The following is a 19,546-nucleotide window of genomic DNA, read 5'->3' on the forward strand; positions in this document are numbered from 1 at the left end:
GCCTTCCCCAAAAATGCCCACAAGCTAGATAGCTTGTGGGTATTTTTGTGCGTTGTTACTAGTCAGTAACTAGTTGTGTGTCAAAACATTACGTTTATCCGTAGTAGGTTTGAGGTGCTGTGGAAAAACTTTAGCCTTCATGCGTTATGGCTTGTCAGGTGCAACTTCATTGCATTCTTGTTAGCTGGGTAAAGGCGTGCGGGGCACAGTTATCCACAGGGTAGCCCTGGGGTGTTTGATTGTTTTACCTAATCAACTGTATCTTGTTTGGTAATTCATCGACTGATCGCAATGGAGCGTAAGGGGGACAGATGTCTATAGCGCAAGCAGAAGAGCTGGTTGAAGCAGACGTGCGTGACTTGATTCGCCGAAGCAGTATCGACCCACTCGTACAGCAGGTGGAAGCCAAGGAGCTCATCCAGCAGGCCATTGCTGAGTACGAGCGCCAGATGCTACGGGGTGTAGTGCCGCGACTTGAGAATGCTGACTCCCTGATCAGCTCCCTTTTCGACAAGGTATGCGGCTTTGGCGAGATTCAGCAGTATCTTGATGATAGCTCTGTTGAAGAGATCTGGATTAACGCTCCGGACGAGATTTTTGTGGCTCGTGCTGGAGAGTCTGAGCTCACCGGGCTTACCCTGAGCGAGGAACAGATTCGTGCGCTGGTAGAGCGTATGCTCAAGACCTCGGGACGACGTCTTGATTTGAGCACACCTTTTGTCGACAGCTCCTTGCCGGACGGTTCTAGGCTCCATGTAGCTATTCCTGATGTTACCCGCCGTCATTGGGCCATCAATATCCGTAAGTTTATTGCGCGAGCAACTCGCTTGAGTGATTTGGTTAAGCTGGGGTCTCTCAGCCTAGATGCGGCAAAGTTTTTAGATGCAGCCGTGGCCAGCGGGTTAAATTGCCTGGTCTCTGGTGCTACTCAGGCTGGCAAAACAACCATGTTGAACTGTCTGTCAGCATCTATTGGCATGCGGGAGCGCGTTATTACCTGTGAGGAGATTTTTGAGCTCAAAATTCCCCTCCGCGATGTTGTGAATTTGCAGTGCCGTCAGCCCAACCTGGAAGGGCACGGCGAGATTCCGCTCCGGCGCCTAGTGAAAGAGGCTTTGCGTATGAGACCCGACCGCCTCATCATTGGTGAGGTGCGCGAAGCTGAGTCTCTTGATATGCTCATCGCGCTCAACTCCGGGCTCCCGGGGCTTTGTACTATCCACGCTAACTCAGCTCGCGATGCAATCACGAAGATGTGCACCCTTCCACTCTTGGCCGGTGACAACATTTCGAGTTCGTTTGTCGTCCCCACCGTGGCTTCTTGCTTTGATGTAGTGGTTCACTGCGACCGTAATCTGCGGGGCAAACGGCAGGTACGAGAGATTCTTGCTGTTGGTAACCGGGTCGAAAACGGGGTAATTGAAACCAGCACACTGTTTAGACGAGAAGGTGACCAGCTGGTATGTGTTGCTTCTGAGGTGCCTTCGCCTGAGAAATTTATTCGTGCTGGCTACGCCCCTGAGACCCTTCTTAACTGCGAGGGAGCACTGGCATGAGTGCTTTATTCGGGCTGATGTTCGGTATCGGCGCCCTCTTAATCTATATGTCCTTTTGGGAGCTCCCCGCTAAGGAGAAAAAAGAACGAAAAGCCCCAGCGATACAACAGCTGCTGCGCCAGGCAGACCTAGAAAAGTTCACGGTAACTATGTTTTATATGGTTTCTGCTGTAGCTGCTCTTGTTGCAATGGTGCTGACCTTCGCGTTGACCTCACTGGTTCCTCTGGCTGCCCTGGCTGCGGGCGTTGGGTTCTTTAGCCCTCGGTTAGTGGTTAAGCATCGTGCTGCTCAGCGGCAGGCTCAGTTGCGGGATTTATGGCCGGATGCGGTGGACCATCTGCGGTCAGCAATCCGTGCAGGTTTGTCGCTTCCGGACGCTCTCATGCAGCTTCAGTACCGGGGGCCAGAGCCCCTGCGTCCGGCTTTTACTAGTTTTGCTTCAGACTACCGTGCTAGCGGGGAGTTCCTTCCAGCCCTCAACCGTCTCAAGGACCGTTTGAGCGACCCCACCGCTGACAACATCATTGAAGCTCTCAAAGTCACTCGTGAGGTAGGCGGAACTGATTTAGGTCGCCTGTTGGGCACATTAAGTACTTTCTTGCGTGAAAACAGCAGAACGCGATCTGAACTTGAGGCTAGACAGTCATGGACGGTCAACGCTGCCCGTCTAGCCTGTGTTGCTCCCTGGGTGGTCTTAGGCCTTATGGCTACCCAGCCCAGCACTATCAGAATTTACAACAGCTTTGCAGGTTTTGTGGTGCTTGCAAGTGGTCTGGCTCTGACCGTTATTGCATACAGGCTGATGATGCGTATTGGGGCCCTACCAGAAGAGAAGAGGGTACTGGCATGAACTTTTCCCTTCTCCTCGGCCTTTTCCTAGCGGCAGGAATCTGGCTGGTGCTTTCGAGTATCTGGACCCAGCGCCGCGAGAGCTTTGCTGACCGTATAGCGCCCCAGCTTCGTGCCGCGGAGCTGAAGAAGAACCGCCCAGATACGCCGTATAGCACGCTGCCTGAGGGGGTGTACGGCGCAAGTGCGGCCCTTCTCGCCCCCTGGGTCGAAAAAATTTACCGTGGGCTGGGTAGGTCTAGCTTTGACACGGTATCACTTGAAAAACGCCTTACCCAGTTAGGCGGGCATCTGACGGTTGTTGAGTATCGGGTACAACAGGTTTTGTGGAGTCTCGTGGCTACAGCGTCCTGTATCTGTCTGGTAGGTGTGGGACTTGCCCAGGGAAAAGTAAACCTTGTGCCCGGAATCCTCCTGATTGTATTAGGCGCCGGTGCCGGGTTCCTTGCTCGTGACTATTGGCTGTCTCAGCAGATTGCAAAACGGGAGAAAGCCATGCTGGCTGAATTTCCTGCCCTGGCAGAGCTCATGGCCCTGTCCGTTACTGCGGGCGAATCAGCCATCGGTTCGCTTGAACGAGTAGTGCGTAGCTCGCAGGGCGAGCTTTCTCGTGAATTTCAGACCATCCTTGCGATGACGCGCTCCGGCGAATCGCTGGTCTTTGCGTTGCAAAGCTTCTCACAACGGACGTCGGTGGCAGCCCTATCTCGTTTTGTAGACGGTCTGGTTGTAGCTATCGAGCGCGGCACACCTCTGGCAGATGTTCTGCGAGCCCAGGCACAAGATGTGCGTGACAACGCCAAACGAGAACTGATGGAGACGGCCGGAAAGAAAGAAATCGGGATGATGGCCCCCGTCGTCTTTCTGATTCTTCCCCTTACCGTACTTTTTGCGATGTTCCCAGGTCTTTCTCTTCTAAACCTCAATTTTTAATCCCGCCCGCTTGCGGGCAGTCCATACCCACCCACCCTATTCAAAGGAGAATCTCATGAAGAAGTTCATGACCGACACCTACCTCAAAGTCCTTCTCAGCCTTGTTGCGCCTATGACAAGCCAGGATGACCCTGAGCGCGGGGACGTGCCTGGCTGGGTGATGATAACGATGATGTCCGCGATACTCGTGGCCGCTATCTTGGTGGTTGCCCAGGACGCTCTCGTCAATATGTTCAATAACGCAATGTCAATGATTAACCGCTAGGAGAATCTCGTGAGAGCAGCGCCCCCTGAGGATGAGAGAGGTAACGCGACGGCGGAGTTCATTATGGTATCCGCTCTGGTTGTTTTGCTTTTTCTTGGCGTCCTGCAGGTTGCCTTTGCCCTATTTACCCGTAACGTGCTGCAGGACGCGGCATCTCAGGGGGCACGTTACGGGGCCATGCTCGACCGGGAACCTGCCGATGGGGAGGAACGGACGCGTGATTTGCTGTACTCAGTTCTTCCTGACCGGTATTCAACGACGATTAGTAGCTCCATTACCCAATGGCAGGGAGTAGAAGCTGTGCAGATTACCGTGACCGCCCCGGTTCCCCTGCTCGGGCCTTTTGGGGCAGCAGCCCAGTGGGAGGTGAGCGGGCATGCTGTGGTTCAGTGGTAAGTCCAATAGTAAAGCTGAAGAAATGCAACGTACAGACCACCCTGAACAGGGCAGTGCCCTGGTTGAATTTATTGGTCTGGGTGCCCTACTGATGGTTCCAACAGTCTATTTTCTACTGTCAGTTTTTGCCATGCAATCGGCTGCTTTTGCGGCATCTAATGCCAGTTCTCATGCTTTACAGGTGATTCAGTTTCTGCCACCGGAGCAACGTAACCAATCTGCTGTTCAAACAGTTGCGGCGCTAACAGCTGGCGACTTTGGTCTAGACGCTAACACCGTTACCGCCACGTTGAGTTGCGAGGACGTCTGCGCTGCGGGGGAGCGGATGTCGGTGGACGTTACCGTTGAGGTCGGGCTGCCTTTAGTGCCCTGGCCAGGGGCACCGACTCTTGCCACTATGACCTCACAGGCTGTGAGTTGGGGAGGAGACTACTCATGACGCAGTATAAACAGATCCAGTTTCAGCAGGTGCCCTGCCCTAAGGCCGCCGAGAGCGAAGCTGAACGGGGAAGCGTCCTTCCACTCATCGTGGGGCTGTGCCTGGTACTTCTGCTGGTTGCTTCCACCGTCGTTGGAGTAAGCTCCGTCTACCTCGAAAGACAGCGCCTCCAGGCTCTAGCCGACCAAGCAGCGACGTCTGCCGCTCAGCGCATTGAGGGCATCACAGCGGTAGGGGAGGCCCAGGCCCAGGTGACTCTCACTAGCGCCGGGGTGCAGGCGTCCGCTCATACCTTTCTGCAAGAAAGCGGCGCCGGTGCCGACTTTTCCCACCTGACCTTAAACCCCGCAACCGGGGCGTCGGGAAACAACACTGCGGTTATCGTCCTTTCTGCCAGGGCCCACCCACCACTTCTCTCTGTTGTATTACCAGACGGCATCGATATCACCGTTACCGGCCGGGCGCGCGTTATCACCACCCAAGACTAGAACAGAAGCGCTCTGCCCCCTCAGCGCAAAACAGGGGCAAAACCGGGCGCTTATTCCTGTTTTCAGTTAGGGTTAATAGTCATGGCTACTTTAGATTTTTCTGCCCAGATTAAAACCCTGCGCTCAACCTACGCCTCCATTGAAGAGGTCAGCGACGTTGAGCAGCTGCGTGCCACCATCGCAGAACTCTCTGAAGCAGCCGGTGCTCCCGACCTCTGGGACGACCCCGACGCCGCCCAAAAGGTAACCTCCCAGCTCTCCCACAAGCAGGCAGAGCTCGACAAGCTCGTCAAACTAAGCCAGGCTATCGACGACCTCGAGGCCCTGGTAGAACTAGCCGATGAAGAGGACGACGCCGCTACCCTCGCCGAAGCAGAAACAGAACTGCACGCTATTGAAAAGCGTCTAGCAGAGCTTGAAGTCATAACCCTACTCTCGGGAGAATATGACCAGCGGGATGCTGTCGTCACCATCCGCGCAGGAGCCGGTGGCGTAGACGCCGCCGACTTTGCCGAAATGCTCCTGCGTATGTACCTGCGCTGGGCAGAGAAAAACGGCTTTGACACAACGGTCATGGATACCTCCTACGCCGAGGAAGCCGGTCTCAAATCTGCAACCTTCGAAGTCAAAGCCCCCTACGCTTTCGGGCGCTTATCAATTGAAGCGGGAACCCACCGTCTGGTGCGTATCTCTCCCTTCAACAGCCAGGGCAAACGTATGACCTCCTTCGCCGCGGTAGAGGTAATCCCCCTCATCGAGCAGACAGATCACATCGAAATCCCAGAATCCGAACTCAAGGTCGATGTCTTCCGCTCATCGGGCCCCGGTGGCCAGTCCGTCAACACCACAGACTCAGCTGTGCGCATGACCCACATCCCCACGGGCATTGTGGTCTCGATGCAGAACGAAAAGTCCCAGCTACAAAACCGAGCCGCAGCACTTCGCGTCCTGCAATCCCGCCTCCTCCTGCTCCGCAAAGAGCAAGAGGACGCCAAAAAGAAGGAACTTGCCGGTGACGTCAAAGCCTCATGGGGCGACCAGATGCGATCCTATGTGCTCAACCCCTACCAGATGGTCAAAGACCTACGAACCAACTACGAAGAGGGAAACCCCAGTGCCGTATTCGACGGTGCGCTCGACGGTTTCATCGACGCCGGCGTGCGGTGGCGCGCGGCAGAACGACAGAAAAGAAAGAACGAAGAATAATCGTGGCTAAGAAAAAAGTAACGAAAGAAGACCCGAATAACCACACCATAGCGTCCAACCGCCGCGCCCGCCATAACTACAACATCGTAGAAACCTGGGAGGCCGGCCTGGTGCTCATGGGCACCGAGGTTAAATCCCTGCGCGATGGGGGAGCCTCAATCACCGACGGTTTCTGCCAGATGTACGGCAACGAGCTGTGGCTAGAGGGTATCCATATTGCTGAGTACGGTCGTGGCTCCTGGACTAACCACGCTGCCCGACGCCGTCGCAAACTGCTCATGCACCGCAGCGAAATCAACAAAATCGCTCAGAAGCTCAAGGAAAGCGGCTATACCGTCGTGCCCCTCAAGCTCTATTTCAGCAAGGGGCGCGCCAAGGTAGAAATTGCCCTGGCCACCGGTAAACGCGACTACGACAAGCGCCAGGCCCTGCGTGAGCGTCAGGACAACCTCGAAGCCCAGCGCGCTATGCGCTATAAGAACCTGGGATAAGAACCTACTCGAAGGAGAGAAATGACCACCGGAAACAACAAGGAAAACCCCTACGGCGACTACGTGCCCGGGCAGCACAGCTCAGGTGCATCAGGACAGGGCCAGCAGGACGCTTCACCCAGCTCTTCAAGCTACGGGCATGAAGCTGCAGGGCAGGCAGCCCAGAATAATCCTTACGCCAGCGATAACACTCAGACCTACAACAGCCCCCAGCAGGCATACGGGGACTACAGCCAGCAGGGTAACAGCGCTTCCTCACAGCCCAGCTACTCGCAGCCTACCTATGCTCAGCCTAACTACGGCCAGCAGCCAGCCAGCTACCCCTCCTACGGGTATGACGCTTACGGCCAGCAGGTAGCCTCGGCACCCAAGGGACTTGCCATTACGTCGCTGATTCTAGGTATCCTATCCTTCCTGGGTGGCTGGGTCATTCTGGGCGGCATCCTGGGCATCGTTGGTCTGGTGCTGGGTATTGTCGCCCTGCGTAAGACCAAGACCGGTGGCGGCGGCAAGGGCCTGGCTATTACCGGTATTGTTTTCAGCTCCCTGGGTATTCTCATTTCCCTGGCAATGCTGGTGTTCTTCGGCTGGATTTTCTCAGCTTTCGGTGAATGCATGGCCTACTCTCAGGACGAGGTTCTCATGGAACAGTGCATTAACCAGCAGCTGGGCCTTGAGGTCACAGATTCAAACAGCAACGTCTAATTCACCTGCCAGCTGGCTCTTTACAGCATGGAGAGCCAGCTGGTAGACTGGTACATCCGAGCTAATTGGGCCGGTGCCTTTTACTGATGAGTTGCGACTCGAAAGAACACTGGAAAACGCTTAGCTTGGCGTTCTTTGATAAAAGAATATGGGGATGATCGGTTTCGACGATGTGAGTTGAGATGGATGAAGCGTGCCGAGGACGCAGGGTTATCTCGTTAACGCCCTCTGCAAAAAAATAAGTGCAGAATCTAAGCGCACTGACTTCGCACTCGCTGCCTAATAATCCCAGCGATGCAGTCTGGTAGCCTGAGCTTGCCTTTGGCTCAGCCCCTACCATCAGTTTAAAAGGCCACTGCTGCCCGTCCTTGTCGTAGGGCCGGGTGGGACTTTTATACGGCTAGGTTAGGCCTTGTAAGTGTTTGCGCAAGCAAGGTAGCCGAAAACACCGCTTTCACAAACTGCGCACGGAGAAGACCCGTTGACGCCACATCGGACCGGGGTTCGATTCCCCGCATCTCCACAGTATTGAGGCCCTCCGCCCGGATAATCCGGGCGGAGGGCCTTTTCTGTGTCTCCGCGAGTTGGCGTTACTTCTTAGGCTCTACCGTGGGGATAGATGAAGTAGCAACCTTCTCCATGAGGTCAGCATCGGCGTCACGAACCCGCTGATAGTTTTTCTGGGTGGTAAACGCCGCGGCAAGGAACGAGAGAACCGCGCACCCGATGAAGAAGTACATGGGCGAGGTAATGTCGCCGGTTGCATTGACCAGGTAGGTGGCTATGAAGGGCGCGGAGCCACCGAAGACTGCAACGGGAATGTTGTAGCCCATGGAAATGCCGGTGGCGCGAATGGACGTGGGAATCAGGTCGCTCATCACCGCGTAGGGGGTTGAAGAGTAGAGGCCAAAGAGCACGCAAATCACCATAAAGGGCAGGAAGATTTCGGACGGCGTTGAGCCCGGGGCCGTGGTGAAGTACCAGTAGAGCGCGGGTATGGTGAGCGCAGAGGTTGCCATGAGGAACCAGCGCCGGCCGAAAACGTCGGTAATCAGGCCGCCCAGGGGCATGAGGGAGGCCGCCGTTAGACCGCCGATGGTGATGAACCAGAAACGGGTATTAGCTGAGAATCCTAGGTCCTTGACGAAGTAGGTGGAGGAGTAGGTCAAAATAAGGTAGAACATGCTTGCCAGCAGGGCGATGGAGCCTGCGACCAGGGTGATGTTGAGTTTCCACTGGAAGGTGGCGCGGATGGGGCGCTTCTCCTGATGGCCTGATTCTGAAATTGCCTCAAACTGGGCGGTGTCTTCCAAGCGGGAGCGGATGAAAGCTGCGATGAGGCCGAGCGGGCCTGCAATGATGAAGGGAATACGCCAGCCGTATTCCTGCATGGCAGCATCGCCCAGGATTGAGGCAAGGCCGTTGGCTACGATGGAGCCCAAGATAAGGCCTGAGACTGCGATAGTCATGAGTAGCGATGTGGCTAGGCCGCGACGTTCGGGGCCTCCATATTCGGCGACGTAGGAAGTGACGGTACCGATTTCACCGCCCGCAGAGAGCCCCTGAAGGCAGCGCGCCAGGATCAGCAGAGCTGGGGCTATAAAACCGATGGTTTCGTAGGTGGGGAGCAGGCCAATCATGAAGGTGGAGCCCGACATGAGGAACATGACCAGGGCCATGGTGTTTTTGCGTCCGATGCGGTCACCGAGCGGGCCGAAGACGAAGCCACCGAGGGGGCGCATGAAGAAGGAAAGCGCGAAGGTGGCAAAGGAGGCAAGCAGGGCTACTGCCGGTGTATTGGCCGAGAAGAAGGCCGCGCCTACGTAGATGGCGACGAAGCCGTAGACGCCGTAGTCGTACCATTCGATGAGGTGCCCGGAGACGGCCCCGATAAAGGCTTTGCGCTTTTGCTTTGTGGTACGTACCGGCTGCATCACCTTTTCTGCTTTGAAGATTGCTTCTGTCATCTTTGGTTCCCTTGGTGTTGTTTGTGCGGACGCCCCCTGTGCGGTAGGCGTTGCACTAACACTAATAATGTGATTTACATCATGGCAATGTAGGTTTTTTCATTACATGTTGTTCCGGTGTGTAATTTTCTACAATAGTGATATGCGTGAGATACCTTACATTAGCTTGGATGTTTTACTGCGAACTCTGGTTGTGGAAAAGGATGCCCTGGTGGTGAGTGCTGTAAGAGCTGTTGTTGATGAGCTCTCGGAGTACCGGGCAGTGCCACGTGAAGAGCTGGTTGATAGCGTGGCAGGGGTTTTTGATGCGGCGATAATGTGCCTAGAAAGTTCTACTCCTGTAGATGAAGTCTTGGATGGTGGGCGTGAAAGGGTCTATGAGGTGGCTCCTCGCCGAAAGGTGCAGGGGGTTTCTTTGGCCTCTGTGTTGAGGGCGCACCGCCTTGCTCTATCTGCTACCCAGCGAAGATTTGTGCAGATGGCTGAGTGTTCTGGCTTGCCTTTTGAAAAGCGCTTGGAGGCCATGGGGGTTATGTGGGAGGTGGGTGAGTGGTTCATGGTTCAGGCGGCGCGCGACTATGAACCTGCCCTGTTGAGCGACACCGAGCGGAGAAAGGTTGAAAAACGCGACTTTCTAACTCGTCTTGTGCAGGGGGTTTTGGAGGCGGCGGACGAAGAGCGCCTGGCCAGTCGCCTGGGGCTGCCCGGGGAGCTGGAATATCAGGTAGTTCTGGGTCGGGAGATCTCCCCGATTACATGGGCTGCTGAGGTTGAGAACGCTTTTTCGGATGCTCTTGCCCCGGCTGTAGCCGATGCGGTTGAGGGGTGCCTGGTGGGGACGCTTCCAGCCCTTGAGGGGGCGGACGCTGCTGCCTCCCGAGCGAGTGAACGGCAGGATCTTCGGGGTGGAGTTCTGGCTCTTGGGTGCCCCGTGCGTATTGGAAAACTTGCAGAATCGCTGGAAGAAGCACGAATCGTCTTGGCTTCGTTAGAACCGGGCAGCGTAGGGTGCTTTGATGTGCGTAGCCGGGGCTGGCGCCTAGCGGTTGCCTGTACTCCCTGGCTGGGGGATGTTGTAGAACAGGGGTTATTGGCGCCTTTGCGGGAGAATCGCGGCGGCGGTGAAGCCCTGCTGATGTATGTGTGGGCGTTTTTGGAGCATGGCCGTAGTTATCGTGATGCTGCCCAGGCTCTCTATATCCACGAGAATACTTTGCGGAATAAGGTCGCGAAATTTGAGCAGATCACCGGCTGTAGGTTGAATGATATTGATACCTGTATCGAACTAATGTGGCTGCGGCACGATATGGCCCTGAAAGGTGCTCTTAGTGTAGGTGATTCAGTCTGAAGCATTTCTTGAGAGGGCTACCATGTCATGCCTTGCCGGGCTTGTAGCGATTCTTGCCGCTATCGTCATGCTGACTGGGGTGCCACCGTGTGGGTTGCAGCGAGCAACCAGCTCGCAGAAGAACTTCAGACCCGCCGCAACCTGGTGATGGACGCTTCTTTCTTGCGCGCTTCTCTCTTCACCTCGGTTGTTTCCTTTGGTGTATCAGCCCTGGTCATGGGACTGGGAGTTGTGCTTGGTTTTATTGGTGCCGCCCTGCTCAAAATTGCTCCGAAAAAGGTAGCTGTTACCGCCTAGTTCTCTGAGTAGCAGCAAGTCCCAGCCCCGTTTCTTCGCCTCTATGCGGTGAGTAGAAGCGGGACTGTTGCCTAGATTACGAGGTGACGGTGCTGGTAAGCTGACCATAGGATAAGGCCCAGTAGCGGGCCAATGGTTTTAGGAAGAAAGAGGACGCCGTGAGCACCCAGCCCCCGCTTACCCCCCAGTCGCAAGCACCCGCGGGCACAGGCGTCCTTCTGCCTCCTGCGCTGGACTACGAAACCCTCGGCGAACCTACCCAGTACCGGGTGCCTGATGCCCACCGTCGGCCCTATGGGGCAATGGTGCGTGACAAGCGAGGCCGTGGCTACTACCAGGCGGTTATGGCACTATCGGTGGGCGTAGTGAGCTGGCTTGTAGTGCTCATGGCGGGAGTTTTTTCCCTGCTGGCTCTCATCCCTGCGGTGGCAGCTATCGTGCTGGGTATCAAAGCCTTACACGCTCGCAAGCGTAACCCGCGCACCCGCTTTCATGGGCAGACAGCCGGTATGGCCTGGGGCGGCATTGCCCTGGGCATTCTCTGCATCCCGGTGGCGGTCTTCTTCTACTTCATGGCGAGCTGGTTCCTGAACGGGGCCGAAACCGCAAACTGCGAAATCACCCACGCCGGGGACGAAGAGGCTATCACCCGCTGTATCGAGAGCAACACCAGCTACTAAAAATGAGTGGGAGCCTGCAGCGACTCTTATTCTTCCACTAATCATCGAGAGGGCCCATCGCAACCATGGGGCTGTGAGCTCCACCTCAATCGCGTTATGATGGGGGAAAGCGCCCCCAGCATGCCCAGGAGCACCCCGTGACTGAATCAGAAGCACCCGCAGGCCGCTACGAGCAGGACGGCCACGCCCCGCGTTTCACCCCGGCTGACCCAGCCCACCCCACAACCGACGAAATCCCCTTCATCTACCCGGCCCACTGGGAGGCGGACGTCGTCCTGCGCGACGGAGCCACCGCCAACCTGCGCCCCGTCGTCCCTACCGACCGGGCAGCCCTCGAAAAAATGTACGCGGGCCAGTCTGAACGCACTATCTACCTGCGTTTCTTCACCCACAAGCCCACCCTGAGCGACAAAGAACTGACTCGGTTCACCACGGTGGACCACAATAACCGGGTCGCCTTCGTCATCATGCTGGGCGATGAAATGATCGGCATCGGCCGCTACGACCGCACCCACAACCCCACCGAGGCCGAAGTGGCCTTCATGATCTCCGATGCCCACCAGGGGCGCGGCATCGGGTCAATCCTGCTAGAACACCTCGCAGCAGCTGCTAACGAGCGCGGTATCGACAGGTTCAGCGCCGAAGTCCTGCCGCAGAACCGCAAAATGCTCAATGTCTTCACCGATGCGGGCTACGAGATTTCCCGCGAATTTGAAGACGGCCTGGTCATGGTCTACTTCAACATCGACCCCACCGACCGCTCCCGCGGCGTGATGGAAGCCCGCGAGCACCGTGCCGAAGCCAAATCTATCGCTGAGCTCCTTGCCCCAGACACTGTTGCCGTGATCGGTACAGCACCCCGCTGGGAGGCCAACGGTCACAAGGTCATTAAAACCCTGGTGGAAGGCGGATTCACCGGCACCCTCTACGGCGTTAACGAGGACCAGCTACCTGCCGGTGAGGTGCCCGTTTACCCCAGCATCGGTGAAGTGCCGGCCCGTGTAGATTTAGCTATTATCGCCGTCCCCATCGCCGAGGTAGCCGCAGCCGTAGAAGCCTGCGGCGAGTCGGGCGTCCGCGGCGTCCTCATCTACACCTCCGGCTACGCGGACGACGGGGCCCGCGGCCGCGCCCGCCAAAAAGCCCTGGTGAAATCAGCACGTAGCCACGGTATGCGCGTCATCGGCCCTGCCTCCTTCGGCCTGCTGAACAATAACCCTGGCGTCCGCCTCGACGCCACCATCAGCGCCCAGGACCCCAAGCCCGGTGCCCTGGGGCTCTTTAGCCAGTCCTCGGCTATCGGCGCCATGTTCTCGAATACCGCCGTCAAACGCAACATCGGGGTGTCGTCCCTGGTCTCTGCTGGTAACCGAGCAGATGTTTCGGGCAATGACATCATGCAGTACTGGGAGGACGACGATGCTACCCGCGTCTGCGCCCTCTACCTCGAATCTATCGGCAACCCCCGAAAGTTCTCCCGTATCGCCCGCAGGCTATCCCGCGTCAAACCCGTGCTCGTGGCCAAGAACGCTGTGACCGGCCAGCAGCTTCCTCCCGGGCATTCGGGGCGGACCTCCATCGCCCCCACCGAAGCCCTGGATGCCATGTTCAAGCAGGCCGGAGTTATCAGTGCCGAAACCTTTGACCAGGTGCTCGACGTTGCCCAGGTGCTGGTCTCCCAGCCCCTTCCTGCTGGGCGGCGTGTGGCTATCCTCTCCAACGCCTCAGCCCTGGGGCAGATTATCGCCGACAAGTCCGAGGCCCTGAACATCGATGTGCGGGTGACCGAGTCTATGCTGAGGCTTACCGATGACGGTATCGACGGGCTAGAGGTACTTGAAGACGTAGCAACCAGCGCCCTCGAAGCATCAGATATTGATGCGGCCATCGGCGTCTTCCTCACCGGCGACTCTATCGACCCCAAGGACGTTGCCCGCGTCCTTTACCGCGCAGGCAAGCGCACCGGAAAACCCGTGGTGGCTGCCTTCCCCGGCACGCTCAGCTTTGAAGCAGCCCTTCGCGGAATCTGGGAAGACCCGGATGAGCGGACGCCCGCCCCGGCAGAGCACGGCACAGCGGGGGAGAGCACCCCCGTCCTGCAAGAAGGGCTACCCTGCTTCGAATCCCCGGGTGCCTCAATTTTGGCCCTGGCCAGCGTCATGGACTATGTGGAGTGGCGCGAAAAGGAAACCGGTGTGCTCGCCACCCCTGAGAATGTCAGCCCCAAGGCGGCGGCTGCCGATATAGCCCAGCACCTGACCCAGGTGACCGGTGAAAACCTGCTTGACCTGCCAGCTGCAGCCACCGAAGAGCTCCTTGCCCACTACGGTATTAGTCTGCTACCCGAATACGGTTTTGACACCTCAGAAGAAGCGGTTGAGGCCGCTGCCCAGGCAGGTGGCTACCCGGTTGTCTTGAAAACCACCGACGACTTCCTGCGCCACCGCATAGACCTGGGCGGTGTGCGCCTGGGCATCGAAAGCGACGCCGAACTCATCAGCGAAATAGCCCAAATGCACCGCGTGCTCGAACCCTACGGCAGGTTCGACCTCACCGTGCAAAAACAGGCCCCGGCCGGTCAAACAGCGGTACTCACCGGCATCGAAGACCCCCTGATCGGCCCCGTAGTCTCCTTCGGCATGGCCGGGGACGCCACCAGTCTGCTGGAAGACTGGGCCCACCGCATCCCACCGCTAACCGAAAGGGATGTCTACAAGATGGTGCGCTCGCCCAAGGCAGCAGCCAAGCTCTTTGCCGACGGCGACCTGCCCCAGGTGCGGGTTGACCTGCTCGAAGACCTCTGTGCCCGGGTAGCCCTGATGAAAGACAACCACCCCGAGATTGCCTACCTTGAACTCAACCCCGTTCTGCTCTCACAAGAGACCCTCACAGTGGTGGGTGCCAAGATACGCCTGGGCAACCCCCAGCAGCGCACCGATTCTGCCCGCCGAACCATGAGCAGCTAAGTGTAACCTAGCCATGACCTAAGATGGAGGGTAGACCTACCGGCCATATCTACCCTAGAAAGAGACGAGACGATGAACCTCAGCGCAGCCGAAGCCCTTACCAGGGATATTCAGCAGGCAGGCTTTTACCCCGAGCTCGTCCTCGATACGGTCGATGAAGCCCTGGCGGGGCTGGTGCCTACCTCACACCTGGTTCAGGTAGAGACCCACTTTGACCAGAACGAGGTGCACCGCCACATTACGGTGCTGGTGCTGGCCGGTCAGATGCTCCTGGTTGCCCACCTGGATGACCAGAACCTCGACGAAAGCGGCCAGCAGGTGCTCGCCCACGTGTCGGTTGAGACCCTGCACGTGAGCCGTATTCGAACCCTGACCATCAGTTACACCTACCCGCAGCCCCAACACTACCGGGCCGGTAGCCCCGTTTCAGAGGTCTCGATGCTGATTGCCTGGACAGGCTCCCAGCGCCTTGACGTACAACCGGCAGACTGCCCCGACCCCGCCTGCGATGCCGACCACGGCTACACCGGTATGGGCCCGAGGGAAGACATGCTCCTGCGCGTAAGCGCCACGGCCGACGGGGAAGAGGCTACCGCCCAGGCTAGGAGCTTCGCCCGCGCACTGCGCTCTGCCCACATGGCAGCAATGAACCAGGTAGCCGCCCCGGCAGGCGGCCCCGCGCAGGCAGGGGCCTAACATGAGCGTCCTGACCGATTACTGCGGTAACGCCCTGCCCACCGAACCCGGCTATGGCGGTAACAACCTAGCTGACCTCTTCGAATCCTGCGGCACCCTGGTAGCCCAGGGGTCTATCACCCCCGACCCGCACCCCCTGCACGGGGCAGGACGTCACGACCTGATCGGCCTGGCAGACCGCCTGCGCGCCGCCGGGGTTGACCCTACCCGCTACCGTAGCGTTTGCCTGGTCATGGTCGACGGTCTGGGGCAGAGCCTGCTGAATGCCTACGGCTCCTACGCCCCCTTCCTGAAGAAGGCCACCCAGCTTGGCCCGATTCACTCGGCCGTCCCCTCGACCACGGTGGCTTCACTCAGTAGCCTGGGCACAGCAACCCCACCTGGCTACCACGGCATGGCCGGGTACGAGGTGAAAAACCCAGCCACCGGGGCCGTGATGAACCAGCTCTCGGGCTGGGACAAGGCTGTCGACCCCCACCAGTGGCAGCCCCACCCCACGGTCTTTGAGCGCTACCAAAACCACCTGGATGTAGCGACAGTATCGCTGAGCAAGTATGCGGGCACCGGTCTGAGCGAAGCGGGTCTGCGGGGCGGACGCTTTGTGCACGCAGCCGGGTACGCCGCCCGAACCACCCTGGCCGCTAGCCTGCTGAACTCCCGTAAGCCGTCCCTGGTCTACCTCTACTGGGGAGAAATTGACCAGGCCGGGCATAAGTTTGGTACCCGGTCTGACCAGTGGCTAGAGCAGCTGGAAGAGCTCAACCTTGCGCTGAAGTCACTGGCTCGCAGGCTGCCCCCGCACGTGTTACTACTGGTGACGGCAGATCACGGCATGGTCGATATCGCCCCTGAGAGCCGCATCGACTACTCGGGCGATACGGCTCTGCTGGATAACATTGAGCTGACCGCGGGCGAACCCCGCATGGTGCAGCTCTACCTAAAGGACGCCAGTACTTCTGCTCGCCAGGACGCCCTGGGCCGGTGGGCTGAGGCATGGGGAGAACAGGCCTGGGTCTTTGACTCAGAAGACCTGTTCGATGCCGGTTATTTTGGTCAGCCGATAACCGACGAGGCCCGCCGCCGTATCGGCGATATTATCGTGGCTGCCCGTGAACCTATCGCCCTCTACGATATGCGGCATTACAAGCCCCACGCCCTGCAGATGGTGGGTCAGCACGGGTCTCTCACACTTGAGGAAACACAGGTGCCCCTGTTGATGTTGCCCACCGGCTAGAACCGGTGCGGACGCCCGTCCCGCCGCGCGCGGCTAGGGGCCGGTAGTTGCCGCTAGGGTGGGGTCTACGCTACTGCCGTCCGCGGCCGGAGCGCTAGATAGGCTCGCTGCGCTAGCAGTATCGGTAGCGGCAGTTTCAACGGAACGGTCCGGTTCTTCGGCAGGTGCAGCGTCATCAGGAGCTACAACTTCGCCCGGATCAGTAGCCACCTCGGTCGGCTCCAGAACCAGGGTTTCTTCTGCTACCGGCGTCTCTTCTACGGGAGCCGGTTCGGTAGCTTCAATGACTGTCTCAGCTGCTGTAGGCTCAGCGGCCTGCTCAACTATAGGAGCTTCTTCGGTCGGCGCGTAAAGAACACTGCCGGGGGCGACCGGCTCTTCGGTACCGCCGTCTTGTTCCGTGACAGTCGGTGCCTTGGTGATAAAACTAGGAACGGGTGCCGCAGTTGAACTTTCTGCAGCCGCTGAGCTGGTCTCTGCCACCGTGGGTGTCGGGGTCGCCTCTACCGTGGTTTGTTGAGAGCTTTCGTCGTTGAGGGGTAGTAAGAAAGCGGCGACTAGGGCGATAGCGGCTGCCGTGAGTACCGCGGAACCGATAAAAAAGACCTTTGACCCGATCTTGCGTTCTTCCTTCTCATCTTCCGCATGACGGGGGTTCAGCTGATCACGTTCAGCTGCTGCGGCCGCCGCTGCGGCAAGAGCCGCCTGCCTGCGGGCCTCTTCTGCCCGTTCAGCTTCTTTAGCTGCGGCCTTTTCGGCAGCCCTGTCTGCCCGTCGCTCTTCCCGGGTGAGTTTCTCAACGACGTCGCCGTTGCGCATGAGGCCAAAGGCCAGAGAGTCGTCGTCCGTATCTACAACAGTACGGGTGCTCCCGCTATCTTCAGTCACGTACTCGTAACCGTTAGCTAGCGGCATAGCTTCGGTTGCATCATCGGTAGCGCCCTCGGCAGCGGGGGAAGGGAAAGCTTCTGTGGCGTCGTCGGCGGCGGTGGGCTTCTGGTCTTTAGAATCTGGTGACTGGTGGGAACGGGGCGTGGTCACGGTTTCCTTATCAAGTATTTATAAGCCCTTTACCCGTCTGCGAAAGGGGCGCGACATGGGCTGGTGCGGTGAAAATAAGAGAGATTACTGTATCTAGTGTACGCGCTGAAAGCTTGCCGGTACTGTGGTGCCTCTAACGAAAATGCTGGCGGTGCGGGGCAACCCCTTCCGTTTCTCGTCAGACGGTAAGGCCCCGCGTTCTACCTAGACAGGCGGACGCGGGGCCATAACCTACACCGGATAACGGTGGCTCTATCGGCGCTGGTTGCCGAAGATGATGTCATCCCAGCTCGGTACGCTCGTGCGCTTGGCCCGGCTCGACTTGGGCTGCTGGGTCTTAGGCTCCTCTGCCTGCTCGGCCTGCGCCTCAGGGGCATCTTCTGCAGTCTCGGCGAGGGGGGCCTCAGCCTCCTGAGTGTCGTCTTCACTCTTAGACTCCACAGCGACGGGCGAGCCATCGGTGCCCTGGACCTGCTCATCAGGCTGGGCGCCCTGAGCACTTGAAGTCTCGGCGGGCAGGGGAGCTTCCTCAAGAGCTGCCGGAGACTCGGCGCTATTCTCGGTAGCCTCCTCAGGCGCCTGCTGCCCTACGGTATTTTCACTAGCGGTATTTTCGCTAGCGGCTGTCTGCGGCTGGGCTGTTTCGTCGACTACCGACGCAACAGGTTCTTCGGCTTCAGGGGCAGGTTCAGCCTGCACCTCGGCCGCGGGGGCAGGGCGAGAGCTGCGGCGGGCACGTTCGAGTAGGTCGGCCAGTTTGCGCTCGCTGGCGGGGTCAAAGGAGCGGACGCCGCGGCGAGCGGTGAGCTCGTCGAGCAGCTCGTTCTGTTCCTTCTGCTCGGGAACGCTCACGCGGGTCAAACGGGGTTCAGCGACCTGAACACCAACGGGGGCGGGGGCTGCCTGTTCAGAGGCTTCCTCCGCAGAGTCCTCCTGATGAGCTGCAGCCTGTTTAGTCGGGCCCGGAATGGGAGCATCGTGGGAGTGGTCGCGGCCCATGAGGAAGTAGGCAGCTTCATTGGACGCGTAGATGCTCTGGTTGGCAGGGTTGAAGTTCCATCGGGCAGGGAACATGACGCCGCGCGGTAGGTTGGCCTGGGCGTCCTCGCCTAGCTCTACATCGACAGACACGGTCCACTGGCCAGATTCCTGCTGCCAGGTGCTCCATTCCATGGGGGCTTGGGCGAAGCCGAAGCGCTCAGATACGGCTTCGATGTGCTGGTTGAGGCTTTGTGCCGCTCCGCCCTGGCCGGGGGCGGGGGAGATGACCACGGTGCGGGCTGTCTGGATGATGTTGGCGCGTTCAGCGACGATGGGCCACTCGTAGCGGCGCACGCGCTCCGGCTCCCACCCTGACTCTGCGGCAATCTCTTCAACCGTTGCGCCCTGGCGGAAACGGGTCTGGATGTCGCGGGGGCCAAAGGTGCCGCTAGCGCTTCCCCCGCGCAGGGGGCTGATGCGGCGGGCGCGGGCAATGCTCTGCCGTAGGTTCTGGTCGATGGGCAAGAGGTAGGTTGCACCGTCAGATGATTCGAGGACGAGGTTTTCACCGTCGTCGTGAATGCCAGCAAGTCGCAGTTCTCGCACTGCTCGGTCTCCTTAGATGGGGCCGGGCACCACCTCAGCAGAGAGGGGTGCTCACTTCAATCTTTACACTTACTTGAAAGACTACCGGCTCAAGCTGTGCTTGAAAGCTAAAGTAGCTGGGGACGGGAGAGAAGTTTTGGAAAAACCCGGTTTTTCAAGGGTTTTTCGCTCAAGTTCAGCAAGAGCTTGAAATATTTTTCTGCTCCCGTATCAGCCCTGTCTGAGCCATTGTGACTCGCTGAGAGAGAACATGAAGTTTCCACTTGCATTATCAGGGGCAATGGTGAACAATTCTACCCGTCACCTCAACACAGTCGTAGACCCTGACGAGCGCAGAGTTGGTCGACACCAAGACCGAGGTGCAGGTACCCCAGACCAGACAGAGGGGGTATCTACCCTTC

General features: G+C 58.3%; 19 protein-coding genes and 1 other RNA gene. 17 read left to right on the plus strand and 3 right to left on the minus strand.

Annotated features, from left to right (window positions below; all coding sequences use genetic code 11):
- Positions 1 to 311: 311 nt before the first annotated feature.
- From L7A20_RS08355 to ssrA, 11 genes are all read left to right on the plus strand, one after another.
- Positions 312 to 1,556 carry a CpaF family protein gene (locus L7A20_RS08355; protein ID WP_237195430.1) on the plus strand — a complete coding sequence of 415 codons (1,245 nt, stop codon included), beginning with the start codon at positions 312 to 314 and terminating at the stop codon, positions 1,554 to 1,556.
- On the plus strand, positions 1,553 to 2,407 hold the full coding sequence (locus L7A20_RS08360; protein ID WP_237223068.1) for a type II secretion system F family protein: 855 nt from the start codon (positions 1,553 to 1,555) through the stop codon (positions 2,405 to 2,407). Before L7A20_RS08355 ends, L7A20_RS08360 begins: the two co-directional genes overlap by 4 nt.
- A complete protein-coding gene (locus L7A20_RS08365; protein ID WP_237195449.1) occupies positions 2,404 to 3,339 on the plus strand; it encodes a type II secretion system F family protein in 936 nt (311 codons plus the stop codon). The genes L7A20_RS08360 and L7A20_RS08365 overlap by 4 nt, the downstream gene beginning before the upstream one ends.
- Before the next feature lie 67 nt (positions 3,340 to 3,406).
- Entirely contained in the window at positions 3,407 to 3,604 is a 198-nt protein-coding gene (locus L7A20_RS08370; protein ID WP_237195971.1) for a hypothetical protein, read from the plus strand.
- Between the two features lie 9 nt (positions 3,605 to 3,613).
- Complete coding sequence (locus L7A20_RS08375) at positions 3,614 to 4,000, plus strand: TadE/TadG family type IV pilus assembly protein (RefSeq protein WP_237223069.1); 387 nt, start codon at positions 3,614 to 3,616, stop codon at positions 3,998 to 4,000.
- Positions 3,981 to 4,439, plus strand: a complete 459-nt coding sequence (locus L7A20_RS08380; protein ID WP_237195454.1) for a pilus assembly protein TadE — start codon at positions 3,981 to 3,983, stop codon at positions 4,437 to 4,439. The genes L7A20_RS08375 and L7A20_RS08380 overlap by 20 nt, the downstream gene beginning before the upstream one ends.
- On the plus strand, positions 4,436 to 4,927 hold the full coding sequence (locus tag L7A20_RS08385; RefSeq protein WP_237223070.1) for a pilus assembly protein TadG-related protein: 492 nt from the start codon (positions 4,436 to 4,438) through the stop codon (positions 4,925 to 4,927). The genes L7A20_RS08380 and L7A20_RS08385 overlap by 4 nt, the downstream gene beginning before the upstream one ends.
- A gap of 81 nt (positions 4,928 to 5,008) precedes the next feature.
- Positions 5,009 to 6,133: a peptide chain release factor 2 gene (gene prfB / locus L7A20_RS08390; RefSeq protein ID WP_237223071.1), complete on the plus strand. Its 1,125-nt coding sequence runs from the start codon at positions 5,009 to 5,011 to the stop codon at positions 6,131 to 6,133.
- Positions 6,130 to 6,624 (plus strand): SsrA-binding protein SmpB, encoded by a 495-nt coding sequence (gene smpB, locus L7A20_RS08395; protein ID WP_135012007.1) that lies wholly within the window; start codon positions 6,130 to 6,132, stop codon positions 6,622 to 6,624. The genes prfB and smpB overlap by 4 nt, the downstream gene beginning before the upstream one ends.
- Before the next feature lie 21 nt (positions 6,625 to 6,645).
- Entirely contained in the window at positions 6,646 to 7,329 is a 684-nt protein-coding gene (locus L7A20_RS08400; protein WP_237223072.1) for a DUF4190 domain-containing protein, read from the plus strand.
- A 150-nt stretch (positions 7,330 to 7,479) separates the two neighbouring features.
- Positions 7,480 to 7,855: a transfer-messenger RNA gene (gene ssrA, locus L7A20_RS08405) on the plus strand.
- 64 nt (positions 7,856 to 7,919) lie between these two features.
- Here the strand turns inward: ssrA and L7A20_RS08410 are convergent.
- Positions 7,920 to 9,296 (minus strand): MFS transporter, encoded by a 1,377-nt coding sequence (locus L7A20_RS08410; RefSeq protein WP_237185386.1) that lies wholly within the window; start codon positions 9,294 to 9,296, stop codon positions 7,920 to 7,922.
- A gap of 142 nt (positions 9,297 to 9,438) precedes the next feature.
- Here L7A20_RS08410 and L7A20_RS08415 point away from each other — a divergent pair, with 142 nt between their 5' ends.
- The 6 genes from L7A20_RS08415 to L7A20_RS08440 all read left to right on the plus strand — a co-directional run bounded on the left by L7A20_RS08415 (position 9,439) and on the right by L7A20_RS08440 (position 16,517).
- Positions 9,439 to 10,644 carry a PucR family transcriptional regulator gene (locus tag L7A20_RS08415; RefSeq protein WP_237223073.1) on the plus strand — a complete coding sequence of 402 codons (1,206 nt, stop codon included), beginning with the start codon at positions 9,439 to 9,441 and terminating at the stop codon, positions 10,642 to 10,644.
- A gap of 87 nt (positions 10,645 to 10,731) precedes the next feature.
- Positions 10,732 to 10,941: a hypothetical protein gene (locus L7A20_RS08420; RefSeq protein ID WP_336603568.1), complete on the plus strand. Its 210-nt coding sequence runs from the start codon at positions 10,732 to 10,734 to the stop codon at positions 10,939 to 10,941.
- Between the two features lie 158 nt (positions 10,942 to 11,099).
- Complete coding sequence (locus L7A20_RS08425) at positions 11,100 to 11,621, plus strand: DUF4190 domain-containing protein (RefSeq protein WP_237223074.1); 522 nt, start codon at positions 11,100 to 11,102, stop codon at positions 11,619 to 11,621.
- A gap of 137 nt (positions 11,622 to 11,758) precedes the next feature.
- Positions 11,759 to 14,587 (plus strand): GNAT family N-acetyltransferase, encoded by a 2,829-nt coding sequence (locus L7A20_RS08430; RefSeq protein WP_336603569.1) that lies wholly within the window; start codon positions 11,759 to 11,761, stop codon positions 14,585 to 14,587.
- Between the two features lie 72 nt (positions 14,588 to 14,659).
- The gene (locus L7A20_RS08435; protein ID WP_237195482.1) at positions 14,660 to 15,283 is read left to right on the plus strand and encodes a DUF5998 family protein; all 624 of its coding nucleotides are present in this window, start codon (positions 14,660 to 14,662) and stop codon (positions 15,281 to 15,283) included.
- Between the two features lies 1 nt (position 15,284).
- Positions 15,285 to 16,517, plus strand: a complete 1,233-nt coding sequence (locus L7A20_RS08440) for an alkaline phosphatase family protein (protein WP_237195483.1) — start codon at positions 15,285 to 15,287, stop codon at positions 16,515 to 16,517.
- 33 nt (positions 16,518 to 16,550) lie between these two features.
- Here the strand turns inward: L7A20_RS08440 and L7A20_RS08445 are convergent, their stop codons facing one another.
- Together L7A20_RS08445 and sepH are read right to left on the minus strand one after the other, a co-directional pair.
- The gene (locus tag L7A20_RS08445; RefSeq protein WP_237195485.1) at positions 16,551 to 17,558 is read right to left on the minus strand and encodes a hypothetical protein; all 1,008 of its coding nucleotides are present in this window, start codon (positions 17,556 to 17,558) and stop codon (positions 16,551 to 16,553) included.
- A gap of 252 nt (positions 17,559 to 17,810) precedes the next feature.
- Positions 17,811 to 19,145: a septation protein SepH gene (gene sepH, locus L7A20_RS08450; RefSeq protein WP_237195487.1), complete on the minus strand. Its 1,335-nt coding sequence runs from the start codon at positions 19,143 to 19,145 to the stop codon at positions 17,811 to 17,813.
- Positions 19,146 to 19,546: the final 401 nt, after the last annotated feature.

The organism is Rothia nasimurium (assembly GCF_928381415.1).
In the GTDB taxonomy this organism is placed as follows: domain Bacteria; phylum Actinomycetota; class Actinomycetes; order Actinomycetales; family Micrococcaceae; genus Rothia; species Rothia nasimurium_H.